10 protein-coding genes are annotated in these 11,847 nt (G+C 69.7%); 7 read left to right on the top strand and 3 right to left on the bottom strand.

Features of this window, described 5'->3' with window-relative positions:
- Nucleotides 1-67: 67 nt before the first annotated feature.
- Nucleotides 68-1,300, bottom strand: a complete 1,233-nt coding sequence (gene rocD, locus ACWCO2_RS25355; RefSeq protein WP_450130256.1) for an ornithine--oxo-acid transaminase — start codon at nt 1,298-1,300, stop codon at nt 68-70.
- A gap of 179 nt (nt 1,301-1,479) precedes the next feature.
- On the opposite strand from rocD, the gene ACWCO2_RS25350 reads away from it, so the two are divergent.
- The 3 genes from ACWCO2_RS25350 to ACWCO2_RS25340 all read left to right on the top strand — a co-directional run bounded on the left by ACWCO2_RS25350 (nt 1,480) and on the right by ACWCO2_RS25340 (nt 4,105).
- Nucleotides 1,480-2,553 carry a lactonase family protein gene (locus ACWCO2_RS25350; RefSeq protein ID WP_450130255.1) on the top strand — a complete coding sequence of 358 codons (1,074 nt, stop codon included), beginning with the start codon at nt 1,480-1,482 and terminating at the stop codon, nt 2,551-2,553.
- Nucleotides 2,554-2,666: 113 nt separating this feature from the next.
- Nucleotides 2,667-3,173 carry a hypothetical protein gene (locus tag ACWCO2_RS25345; RefSeq protein ID WP_450130254.1) on the top strand — a complete coding sequence of 169 codons (507 nt, stop codon included), beginning with the start codon at nt 2,667-2,669 and terminating at the stop codon, nt 3,171-3,173.
- Nucleotides 3,174-3,247: 74 nt separating this feature from the next.
- Nucleotides 3,248-4,105 (top strand): DUF4097 family beta strand repeat-containing protein, encoded by an 858-nt coding sequence (locus ACWCO2_RS25340; RefSeq protein WP_450130253.1) that lies wholly within the window; start codon nt 3,248-3,250, stop codon nt 4,103-4,105.
- Between the two features lie 202 nt (nt 4,106-4,307).
- On the opposite strand, the gene ACWCO2_RS25335 is transcribed toward ACWCO2_RS25340, so the two are convergent.
- On the bottom strand, nt 4,308-5,927 hold the full coding sequence (locus ACWCO2_RS25335; protein ID WP_450130252.1) for a serine/threonine-protein kinase: 1,620 nt from the start codon (nt 5,925-5,927) through the stop codon (nt 4,308-4,310).
- A gap of 256 nt (nt 5,928-6,183) precedes the next feature.
- Here ACWCO2_RS25335 and ACWCO2_RS25330 point away from each other — a divergent pair, with 256 nt between their 5' ends.
- The 3 genes from ACWCO2_RS25330 (at nt 6,184) to ACWCO2_RS25320 (ending at nt 9,852) form a co-directional block, all read left to right on the top strand.
- Nucleotides 6,184-7,707 carry a sugar ABC transporter ATP-binding protein gene (locus ACWCO2_RS25330; protein ID WP_450130251.1) on the top strand — a complete coding sequence of 508 codons (1,524 nt, stop codon included), beginning with the start codon at nt 6,184-6,186 and terminating at the stop codon, nt 7,705-7,707.
- Entirely contained in the window at nt 7,700-8,710 is a 1,011-nt protein-coding gene (locus tag ACWCO2_RS25325; protein ID WP_450130250.1) for an ABC transporter permease, read from the top strand. The genes ACWCO2_RS25330 and ACWCO2_RS25325 overlap by 8 nt, the downstream gene beginning before the upstream one ends.
- Before the next feature lie 137 nt (nt 8,711-8,847).
- Nucleotides 8,848-9,852 carry a sugar ABC transporter substrate-binding protein gene (locus ACWCO2_RS25320; RefSeq protein WP_450130249.1) on the top strand — a complete coding sequence of 335 codons (1,005 nt, stop codon included), beginning with the start codon at nt 8,848-8,850 and terminating at the stop codon, nt 9,850-9,852.
- A gap of 69 nt (nt 9,853-9,921) precedes the next feature.
- On the opposite strand, the gene ACWCO2_RS25315 is transcribed toward ACWCO2_RS25320, so the two are convergent.
- Nucleotides 9,922-11,130: an FAD-dependent monooxygenase gene (locus ACWCO2_RS25315; protein WP_450130248.1), complete on the bottom strand. Its 1,209-nt coding sequence runs from the start codon at nt 11,128-11,130 to the stop codon at nt 9,922-9,924.
- A gap of 98 nt (nt 11,131-11,228) precedes the next feature.
- On the opposite strand from ACWCO2_RS25315, the gene ACWCO2_RS25310 reads away from it, so the two are divergent.
- Nucleotides 11,229-11,816, top strand: a complete 588-nt coding sequence (locus ACWCO2_RS25310) for a TetR/AcrR family transcriptional regulator (protein WP_450130247.1) — start codon at nt 11,229-11,231, stop codon at nt 11,814-11,816.
- Nucleotides 11,817-11,847 lie beyond the last annotated feature (31 nt).

Genomic DNA, 11,847 nt, shown 5'->3' with positions numbered 1-11,847 from the left:
GCCACGGGTGCTGGACGAGGACGTGCTCGCTTCGCGAGAAATTGACACAACCCCGGGTGATGCGGGCTCAGCTGGCGAGGACTTCGGTGATTGCGTCGAGGCCGGTGTCGAGGTCTTCTCGGCTGATGACCAGGGGCGGGGCGAGGCGGAGGGTGGTGTCCTGGGTTTCCTTGCAGAGGACGCCGCGTTCGAGGAGGGCCTCGCTGGCCTGGCGGCCGGTGGGTCCGCCCGGGGCGATCTCGACGCCGGCCCAGAGGCCGCGGCCTCGGACCTCCAGGACACCGCGGCCGACGAGTTCGCCGAGGCGGGTGTGCATGTGGGCGCCGAGTTCGCGCGAGCGCTCCTGGAACTCGCCGGTGCTCAGCAGGCGGATCACCGCGCGGCCGACCGCGCAGGCGAGCGGGTTGCCGCCGAAGGTCGAGCCGTGCTGGCCGGGCCGCAGGACGCCGATGACGTCGTCACGGCCGACCACCGCGGACACCGGGAGGATGCCGCCGCCCAGCGCCTTGCCCAGCGTGTAGAGGTCCGCGCGGATGCCGTCGTGCGCGCTGGCCAGCAGCTCACCGGTGCGGGCCAGGCCGGACTGGATCTCGTCGGCGATCAGCAGGGCGCCGTGTTCGTCGCAGAGCTGCCGCAGCCGCGGCAGGTAGTCGGCGGGTGGCACGACGACGCCGGCCTCGCCCTGGATCGGCTCCACCAGGACCGCCGCGGTGCGCTCGTTGATCGCGGCCTCGACCGCGGCGGCGTCGCCGTACTCGGTGATGCGGAAGCCCGGCGTGAACGGGCCGAACTCGTTGCGCGCGTCCGGGTCGGTGGAGAACGACACGATGGTGGTGGTGCGGCCGTGGAAGTTGGAGCCGGCGACGATGATCTCCGCCTGGTTCTCCGGCACGCCCTTGACCTGGTAGGCCCACTTGCGGGCGATCTTGATGGCCGACTCGACGGCCTCCGCGCCGGAGTTCATCGGCAGCACCCGGTCAGTGCCGGTGAGCTCGGCGAGCTCCTGGCAGAACGGGCCGAGCTGGTCGTGGTGGAACGCGCGGCTGGTCAGCGTGACGCGGCCGAGCTGCTCGGTGGCCGCGGCGACCAGCGCGGGGTGGCCGTGGCCGAAGTTCAGGGCCGAGTAACCGGCCAGGAAGTCCAGATGGCGCCGTCCGTCCACATCGGTCATCCAGGCGCCGGACGCCTCGGTGATCACGACCGGCAGCGGGTGGTAGTTGTGCGCGCTGTACTGGTCGTCGAGGGCGCGGAAAGCGGCGGTCTTGGACGAGGAATCGAGGTGCGACGGAACGGCAGTCATGGACACAAGGTTATGTCCCGGGCTGTGGAGATTTCAGCCGCGAGGTGTTGCTTGGGGCGACGGTTCATTGCGTGGTTCGCGTCGGTGTCGTCCGTTCGTTGTTCCATTGTGGGAACTGCGCTGCTGCACGCCATTATGTGGGGAGCGGGTCGTTCGCAGCTGCGGAAGGTGGAGCGCCGATGCCGGAGATGGGTGAGTACCGCGTGTACCTGGGCGCCTACACGGGTGCGGAGTCGGCGGCCGACGGCATCCGGTTGGCCGTCGCCGACGGGAACGGCTCGCTGCGGTGCGCTGAAATCGTCGCAGAGGTCCACGATCCGTCGTTCCTGGCGCTGTCGCCGGACGGGGCGACGCTGTTCGCGGTCAGCGAGCAGCGCGACGGCCGGGTCCTGTCGTTCGAGGTCCGCGAGGACGGCACGCTCAAGGAGATCAACTCGCAACCGACGCTCGGCGCCGACCCGTGCCACTTGAGCGTGCACCCGTCCGGCAAGTACCTGCTGACCGCGAACTACCAGTCCGGGAACCTGGTGGTCCACCCGATCGACACCGGTGGAGTGCTGCGCGAACCGTGCCACGTCGTCCAGCACAGCGGCAGCGGCCCGAACCCGCAGCGCCAGGAGGGGCCGCACGCGCACCAGGTGCTGTCCGATCCGGCTGGTCGGCACGTGCTGGCGGTGGATCTGGGCACCGACTCGGTCTACGTCTACGACTTCGACGTGGGCAGCGGGCACCTGGGGCTCAAGCACGAGGTGCAGTTGCGCGCTGGGGCCGGACCGCGGCACCTGGCGTTCCATCCGGACGGAGAGCGCGCATACCTGGTCAACGAGCTGGCTTCGTCGGTCACCGAGTTCGGGTACGACCCGTCGACGGGTGCGCTGGAGTCGGTGCGGACGCTCAGCGCGCTGCCGCCGGACTACGGCCAGCCGAGCCTGGCCGCCGAGGTGGTGGTGACCCCGGACGGCCGGTTCGTGCTCACCTCCAACCGCGGCCACGACAGCATCGCGGTGTTCCAGGCCGATGCCAGCGACGGCGAGTTCCGGCTGCTCGACATCCGCTCGGCGAGGGTGGCCGAACCCCGCCACATCGCGCTGTCCCCGGACGGCCGGGTCCTGTTCGCCGCGGGCCAACGCAGCAACGACGTCCAGGCGTTCGCGATCTCGCCGCGCGGCGAGCTGACCCCGCTCGGCGATCCCGTCGCCACTCCGGTGCCAGTTTGCGTCCTACCGGTGCCAAACGTGGCACATCGCGAGTGATGTCAAGTTTTCGCAGGTGAAGCACGCTATCGGCGTGACATCGGGGGTCACGTGTGCCCATGCGGGCCGCATTGCGGCTTGCCGTGGCATCAAATTGGTGCCATGCTGATGCCATGGATCTCACGACGTACGTCGACAACTTGCGCCATCAGCTCGCGGTCGCCGCCGAAGCGAGCGGGGAGGACGCCCGTGCGCTCGCCGAGCGCCTCACCGCGCCGATGGACTCGGCCGTCCGGCTCACCCTGCTGGACGCGCTGTCGGCCGCCGCTGACGAGATCACCCGGGACCTCGCTCCGGGCTCGGTGGACCTGCGGCTTCGCGGCGGAAGTCCCGACTTCGTGGTGACTTTGCCGCCGGCCGACGAGGACGCCCACCCCGAGGAGAGTTCGGAACCCGCGCCACCGCAAGCTCCGCAGGACGGCGACGAGGGGGCGATGACGCGGATCAACCTCCGCCTGCCCGAGCACCTCAAGGTCCAGATCGAGGCGGCCGCCAACCGCGACGGCCTGTCGGCCAACGCCTGGCTCGTCCGGGCTGCGACCGCCGCGCTGGAACCCAGCAGCCGCACCACCCGCCGCGCCCCGCGAGGCGCGCAGCGCTACACCGGCTGGGTCCGCTAACACCGCCGGACCCTTTCTCCTTCACATCCCCGACCAGCGGGGATGCCCATCAAGCCCGTTAGGAGGGCACCGCCATGCCCAAATTCGACACGCCCGAACCGATTTCAGCGGCCATCGAGCTCGCGCTCGGCGATGTTCGGATCATCGCCAGCGACCGCACGGACACCGTCGTCGAAGTGCGTCCCACCGACAGCTCCGCCAGCTTGGACGTCACCACCGCAGAACAGGTCCGGGTCACCTGCTCGCGTGGAAACCTGCTGGTCAAGGGGCCGACGGGGTGGGCGCCGTTCAACAAGGTCGGTTCCGTGGACGTGGTCGTCGAGCTGCCCGCCGGCTCGCAGGTCCGCGCCGACGCGGCGGCCGCGAGCTTCCGCTGCGATGGGGACCTCGGGGAGTGCCGGTTCAAGACCGCCACCGGTGACCTGCAGCTCGACCGGACCGATGCGCTGAGCCTGAGCACCGCTGCGGGTGACGTCGTCGTCGAGCACATCGCCGGCCGCGCCGAGATCAAGACCCACAGCGGCAGCGTGCGCCTCGCCGAGGTCGGCGGCTCGGCTTCGATCAAGAACTCCAACGGCGCGACCTGGATCGGGCGGATCGCCGGGGACCTCCGGGTGGGGGCGGCGAACGGGCACGTCTCCGTCGACTGCGCGGAGGCATCCGTGGAGGTCAAGAACGCCAACGGGAACATCCGGATCGCCGAGGTCGTCCGCGGCACCGCGTCGCTGGTGACGGCGATGGGCGACGTGGAGGTCGGGGTCCGCGAGGGCACTTCGGCCTGGCTCGACGCTCGGTCCTCCTTCGGGCGCCTGGACAACTCGCTGACCGCTGCGGACGGTCCGGCCGAACCCGAGGAGAAGGTGGAGCTGCGCGCCCGCACCTCGTTCGGCGACATCGTGATCCGGCGCTCCACCGCCAACGACGCGGCCTGAGCGGACCAGCCGGCTGCCCCGATCAACGAGACGATCCGAGGCCTGCTGATGGGAACCCCGGTCGGCGTCAACGCGGTGCTCGCGATCGGCTGGTGCGCGGTCATCGCCCTGGTCGGCTACTTCTGGGCCCGGGCTGCCTTCAACCGTTCCTGATCGAAACCCGGTCGTGAGTGCGCAGCAGGGCTGTGCACTCACGACCGTTTCAAAGCATTCGGGTGTCGTAGCGGCCCGGCGCGTACTGCTGGAGGGCGGTGCGGAGTCGACGGATCTCCTGGCGGCGGGTCATCCAGCCGCCCATCGTGCCGACGGGGAAGACGCGGGCTCCGCCTTGGTGCGGACGCAGGCGGTGCCAGAGCGAGGAGCGTTGGGCCGCTCCGTCGGTGAACCACACCGCGACCGAGGCCCGTTTGCCGCTGCCCACCACGCCGATCCGCTGGACCTGGTTCCACGGGATCTCTCGCATCATGCCCAGCCGGGAGATCAGCAGCCCGTCGCTGTTGACCTTCAGGCGCAGGCTGGGCAGCAACGCCCTGGCCACCGACCAGGCCGCGCTGATGCCCAGTAGCAGCATGCCGAGCTGGAACACCATGTCCTCGTTGTCCGACCGTTGCCCGGCCAGCCTGTCCGCTCCGATCATGATCAGCACGCAGACCAGCGCCGACAGCAGTGCGCGGAAGCGTCCGGCGGTGGTGAACATCGGGCCGGGGTTGTCCCGGCGCACCCGCGGTTGGTGGGAGGTCCCCCGGGGCTGCGCCGGAACGATCTTGCCCTGCTGCGGCTCGGCCGCGTTCTGCACCGGAGCGACTGGCGCAGGCGGTGCGATCGGAACTGGTGGTGCGACCGGCGCCGGGGCTTGCGGCGCAGGACCGGCCTGGGTGTAGGTGCGGGTCGCGGACCTGGGCTGCGCGGTGGGCTGCGGCGGGGGAGTGTCCGGCAGCTGCGCGCTGGCCGTCTGCAGCTGCGTGGCGTGCTGAGCGATCACGTCGGTGATCGCCGGCGGCAGCCACTGGTCTCCGTGCGGGCTGGACTCACCGATCTCGTCCAGCATCTGGCTCGGCGTCGGTCGAGCCGCCGGGTCCTTGGCCAGGCACGCGGCCAGCAGCGGCCGCAGGCTGTCCGGCACCTCGGACAGGTCCGGGTCGGTGTGGGCGACCCGGTACAGCAGGGTAGCGGTGCTCTCCTCGCCGAACGGGCCGCGGCCGGTCGCGGCGAACACCAGCACCGCGCCCAGCGAGAAGACGTCGCTGGGCGGGCCGACCTCGTTGCCCAGGGTCTGTTCGGGGGAGAAGAAACCGGGCGTGCCGAGGAACATCCCGGTCGCCGTCAACGCCTTGCCAGTCATCGCCCGCGAGATGCCGAAGTCGATGACGCGCGGACCGTCCGGGCCGAGCAGCACGTTGGCCGGTTTCAGGTCGCGGTGCACCAGATCGGCGCGGTGGATCGCGATCAGCGCCTCGGCCAGCCCAGCCGCCAGGCTGCGCACCGTGGCCTCCGGCAGCGGCCCGTGGTCGGACACCGCCTGGTGCAGGTTCGGGCCGGGCACGTACTCGGTGGCTAGCCAGGGCTGCTCAGCGTCGGGGTCGGAGTGCACCACCGCGGCGGTCCAGAACCCGCCGACCGAGCTCGCGGCCACCGCTTCGCGGCGGAACCGCTCCCGGAACTCCGGGTCCTCGGCGAGATCGGGTCGGATGACTTTGACCGCCACGACCCGGCCGCCGCGCGAGCGACCGAGGTAAACCCCGCCCATCGCCCCGCGACCCAACCGGGCGAGCAGCCGGTAATCGCCAACCCGGTTCGGGTCGCTGGCCAGCAACGGCTGCACGGGCTATCGGCCTCCAGTCCACGTGATTGCGCATTCGTTCCCTTCGAGCTTACGGATCTCGACCGCCCGAGTGTTCACGAATACCCGAACTGCTGTTTCCCGCGGCTTGCCGAGCGGTGTTCGAACTGCTGTCGGCAGGTGGCTGGTAATCGAATACTTGGCTTCGTTCCAACCCTTTCTCGGGGTCGGTGTTGTGGGTATGATCCGGCGCACTGCGAGCCCGAGGAACGATCAACGCGGATCTGAGGAGGCACGCGTGACGTCCACCGACCAGCTCCGCCCCGCTGTGTCGCTGCACGGCGTCGGCAAGTCGTTCCCGGGCGTGGTGGCGGTATCGGACGTCACGCTGAGCGTTCCGCCCGGTGAGGTGCACGTGTTCGCCGGGGAGAACGGCGCGGGCAAGTCGACGTTGATGAAGCTGATCGCGCAGGTCGAACCGCCGAGCAGCGGGCACGTCGAACTGGACGGTGCGCGTGTGGAGTACCACGGGCCAGGTGCGGCTCGGCGGCTCGGCGTGTCGATGGTGCACCAGGAGTTCGCGCTGGCCCCGGACTTGTCCGTGGCGGAGAACCTGTTCATCGGCCACGAACCCGGCCGCGGTGGCTGGATCTCCCGGTCCGCCGAGCGCCGCGCCGCCCGCGAACTGCTCGCCGAGGTCGGGCTCGACATCGACCCGGGGCGTCGCGTCGCGCAGCTGTCCACAGCGGATCAACAGCGCATCGAGCTGGCGAAAGCCCTTGCGGTGCAGGCGAAAGTGCTCATCCTGGACGAACCGACCGCGAGTCTGACCGAGGGCGAGGCCGAAGAGCTGTTCGGCATCGTCCGAGGGCTGACCGCCAAGGGCATCGCGGTCCTCTACATCTCGCACCGGCTGGACGAGATCTTCGAGATCGGCGACCGGGTCACCGTGATGCGCGACGGGGCGGTGGTGGCCACCCGGCCGGTAGCCGAACTGGACGAAGCGCAGCTGGTGCAGCTCATGGTCGGCCGCGACGTGTCCAACCTCTACCCGCGCACCTACAACGAGCCCGGCGAGGTGCGACTGCGAGTTTCCGGGCTCACCCGCGACGACGCGGTGCGCGATGTGTCCTTCGAGGTCCGCGCCGGCGAGATCGTCGGCCTGGCGGGACTGGTCGGCGCCGGACGGACCGAGTTGGCGCGCGCCGTGTTCGGAGCGGAACTGCCCGATGCGGGAACCATCGAGCTGGACGGCGAGCCCTTGCGCATCCGCGGCCCGGCCGACGCGATCGCCGCCGGGATCGGCTACCTGACCGAGAGCCGCAAGGCCGACGGGCTGGCCCTGCAACTGGGCGTGGACAAGAACATCACGATGGCCAAGCTGCCGATGCGCGCCGGGCTGATCGACCTGGCAGCCGAACATCGCATCGCCGAACGGGAACGCGACAGCCTGCGCATCCGGGTGCCGTGGGTGGGGCGGCCGGTGCGCCAGCTCTCCGGCGGCAACCAGCAGAAGGTGATCCTGGCGCGCTGGCTGGAGACCGGCGCGCAGGTGCTGTTCTTCGACGAACCCGGCCGCGGCATGGACGTCGGTGCCAAGTCGGAGATGTTCCAGCAGATCGATTCGCTCGCGTCACGAGGCGCGGCGGTGGTGCTCATCTCCAGCTATCTCCCGGAGTTGCTGAACATGTGCGACCGGATCCTGGTCATGCGCGGCGGTCGGATCACCGGCGAGGTCGGCCGCGCGGAGTTCTCCGAGGAACGCGTGGTCGCGCTGGCGACCGGAGCCCGCAACGTCGAGAACGGGGGCAACGATGACTGATCGCACCACCGATCCGTCCACATCGGACCGCGGCCTGCTCGGCGCGCTGGGCGACCGCATGTCCGGCGCGGTCTCGCAGGTCGCCGCGGCGGGCGCGCTGATCGTCGTGTTCGTGGTGCTGTCGATCATCGCGCCGTCGTTCCTGACCGCGGACAACCTGTTCAACCTCGGCTCGCAGACCTCGGTGAACGCCGTGATGGCCGTCGGCGTGACGCTGGTGATCATCACCGGCGGCATCGACCTGTCGGTGGGCTCGGTGGCCGCGCTGTCCGGAGTGGTCGGCGTGCTGCTGATGGCCGAGTACGGGTTCAACCCGCTGATCGGCATCCTCGGCGGTCTCGTCGTCGGCGCGGTGGCGGGCTTGGTGAACGGTCTGCTGGTGTCGGTGGTCGGGCTGCCGCCGTTCATCGCCACGCTGGGCATGCTCAGCGTCGGTCGGGGACTGGTGCTGATCGCCACCGGAGCGGTCGCGGTGTTCGGGGCACCGGAGTCCTTCCGGCTGCTCGGGCAGGGAGTCATCGGTGCGATCCCGATCCCGGTGGTGCTCATCGCGGTGGTCGCAGTGCTCGGGCATCTGGTGCTGACCCGCACCAGGCTCGGCCGCTACGCCTACGTGATGGGCTCGAACATGGAAGCCGCGCGGCTGTCGGGCGTGCCCGTGAAGCGTTACACGACCCTGGTCTACGTGCTCTCGGGTGCGCTGGCCGGGTTGGGCGGCATGATCGCGGCGTCGCGGATCAACTCCGGCCAGCCGAACTTCGGCGAGGGCCTCGAACTGGACGTCATCGCCGCTGTCGTGATCGGCGGCGCGAGCCTGTTCGGCGGTCGCGGCACGGTGCTGGGTTCGCTGATCGGCGCTTTCCTGGTCGCGGTCATCCGCAACGGCGCGGTCCAGCTCAACATCGGCACCTTCTACCAGAACGTGCTGATCGGCGTGATCATCTGGCTGGCGGTCTGGTGGGACCGCTATCAGCGGCGCAAACTCGGAGGCGACGCCGGATGAGCGGAGTGGGTGCACTGGCCTGCGCAGCGGTCCCGCACCGGGATCCACGCGATTTCAATGGAAATCGGACGTCTGAGTTCCATTGAAATCGCGAAAGCCCGCAGGCGATCCTGGTGATGGAGCAAGGGAGCTCGGGGATGAAGAAGGTTCTGACCGCGGCGTGCGTGCTGGTCTCGGTGGCGGCAGCCGGTTGCAGTGTCGGAGTGCGCGAGCAGACCGGCGGCGGTAACCAGCAGGGCGGGCCGATCAAGCTCGCCGTGGTGCCGAAGGCCATCGGATTCGACTTCTGGGAGAAGGTCCGGGTCGGCGCGGAGTGCGCGGGCTCCAAGCAGTCGGACGTCACCGTGCACTGGGACGGCGTGCACGCCGAGAGCGACGTCAGCGGGCAGCAGAGCCTGTTGCAGGACCTGTTGTCGCAGGGCGACGTCAAGGGCCTGGTCTACGCCGCGACCGACGCCAAGGCGCTGGCCGACGTCACCAAGTCCGCGCAGGGCCAGGGCACCACGGTGGTCAACATGGACTCCGGGACCACCCCGCAGCCGCCGGACGTCCCGGTCTACGCCACCAACAACGTCGCCGCCGCCGAGCAGGCGACCGACGTGCTGGCGCAGGAGCTCGGCGGGCGCGGCAAGGTGGCGTTCATCGAGTTCCAGCCCGGCACCAGCACCAACGAGACGCGCGCGCAGGGCTTCAAGCAGGGCATGGCCAAGCACCCGGGGCTGCAGCTGGTCGCGCAGCAGTCCAGCGGCAGCGACTTCAACCGGGCGCTGCAGGTCACCCAGGACATCCTGACCGCGAATCCGGACCTCAACGGCATCTACGCGGCCAACGAGCCCAGCGTGCTCGGCGCGGCCGAAGCGGTCCGGCAGGCAGGCAAGGTCGGGCAGGTGAAGATCATTGGCTGGGACACCTCGGAAGGTGAGATCCAGGCGCTGCGCGACGGCGTGATCACCGGCCTGATCGCCCAGAACCCGTTCAAGATGGGCTACGCGGCGGTGAACGCGGCGGTGACCAAGATCCGCGGCGAGCAGAACCCCTCGCCCGACACCGACACCGGCTCGACGCTGATCACCAAGGACAACGTGGACAGCCCGGACGTCCAGAAGCTGCTGAACCCCACCTGCGAGAACCCGCCCGCCTGAGGATCTGTCTCCGGTGGTCCTGGTGTTGAGCCAGCGACTGCGGACGGCGCTGAACCGCCCGCGGTCGATTCAGCCCTGCGCGGCCGGGACCGGGTAGTCCGGCAGCTCGATGCCGTTGATCGCCCGGAACATCTTGCGCTCCATCAACGCCTTGCCGGGGAGGTGCGGCAGCAGCCGGATCAGCTGGTACTGCGCCCAGATCGCGAAGCGGCTGTTCGCGGAGACGCGCTTCGCGTTGTCCGCGCCCATCTTCTGGTTCGCAGCGACGTAGTCGCGCATCTTCTCCTCGTAGGCGGCGAAGGCGGCCGCGTGGTCGCCGTCTGTCGCGGCCAGTTCGCCGGCCAGGACGTAGGCGCCGACGAGTGCCATCGTGGTTCCCTGCCCGGACAGCGGCGACGAGCAGTGCGCGGCGTCGCCGAGCAGCGCCACCCGCCCGGCCGACCAGGACGGCATGTGCACCTGGCTGCACGAGTCGAGGTGGAAGTCCGGCGTGCTGTCCAGCTGCTCCAGCAGCCACGGCACCTCCCACCGCATGTGCTGCATGTGCTTGCGCAGCAACGCCTTCTGGCTGGCCGGGTCGCGGTGGTCGAAATCGGAGCTGCCGCCCGGGATGCTCAGCAGCGCCATCGCCTCGCGGTTGTCCCGGATGCTGCGGATCATCGCGCCGAGCTTCGGTTCGGCGTAGCTGTTCATCCAGTGGTCGAGTCCGAGGCGGTTGGGCACCGTGAAGAACGCGAGCAGGAAGCCGAGATCGCGCAGGTACCGCGATTCCGGGCCGAACACCAGCGAGCGCACCCCGGAGTGCAGTCCGTCTGCGCCGATCACCACGTGGAACGGCTCCGGCGGTCCGCTGGCGAAGGACGCCACCGCGCCGTCGCGGGTCTGCTCGATGCCGATGATCGTCTCGTCGAACCGGTACTCGACGTCGTGCCGGGTCGCTTCGTGCAGTACCTCGGCGAGGTCTCCGCGCAGGATCTCGATCTCGGCGATCATCCCGTCACCGCCGAAGGCGTCCGACCGCATCTGCGCGCGTTCCCGGTTGTGCTCGTCCACGTAGGACACGCCGCGGGTGTCAGTGCACGCTGTGCGGACCTGCGCATCGAGGCCCATTCGGCGTACGACCTCCTTGCCGACGCCGCGGATGTCCACGGCCTGTCCGCCCGGTCGCAGTTCCGGCGTTCGCTCCACGACGGTCACCGAGAACCCGTACCGGTGCAGCCAGTGCGCGAGCGCAGGCCCGGCGATGCTCGCTCCGACGATCAACACGCGCTTGGTCATCTCCGGCCTTCCGATCGAAGTGGGAACGAATGGAACCGTACAGACGTCTAAGACAAATGTGCAAGACGTTTGTTTCGGCGCTGCTCTAAGCTGTCCGCATGGGTAACCGCGAGGACCTGCTCGACGCCGCGATGGAGTGCCTGCGCACCAAGGGCTACGCACGCACCACCGCGCGGGACATCACGGAGATCTCCGGAACCAGCCTCGCCGCGATCGGTTACCACTACGGAGGTATCCGCAACCTGCTCAACCAGGCGGTTTACGTCGCGATCGAGAAGTGGGGCGACCAGGAGCAGGCGAGGTTGCGAGCCGACGAGTCCCCGGACGAGACCTACCTGGACCGCTTCGGCGCGATCTGGGGGAGCACGATCGAGAGCCTCCACGCGGACCGGGGTCTGTGGGCGGCGTCGTTCGACCTGATGGCGCAGGTCGACCACGTGCCCGAGATCCGGGACCTGCTGCGTCAGGGGATTCATGCCGCGCGCACCGGTAACGTCGCGATGTTCGACGGAGTGGACGAGGACACCGTCGACGACGAGCAGGCCAGAACCGTCGGCTCGCTGTACTACGCGCTCCAGGCCGGGTTGGCGATCCAGTGGCTGATCGACCCGGACAGCGCGCCCAGCGCCGACGACATCGTCGCGGGGCTCCGCTCGATCGCGGCCAAAGCCTCCGAAGAGGACTGACCGGCTGGTGCACCGGTGGGGCGGGGAGGTA

Source organism: Saccharopolyspora sp. NPDC002376 (assembly GCF_053593195.1).
The sequence above is the reverse complement of the archived record's forward strand: the minus strand, read 5'-3'. Positions and strand labels throughout refer to the sequence as shown.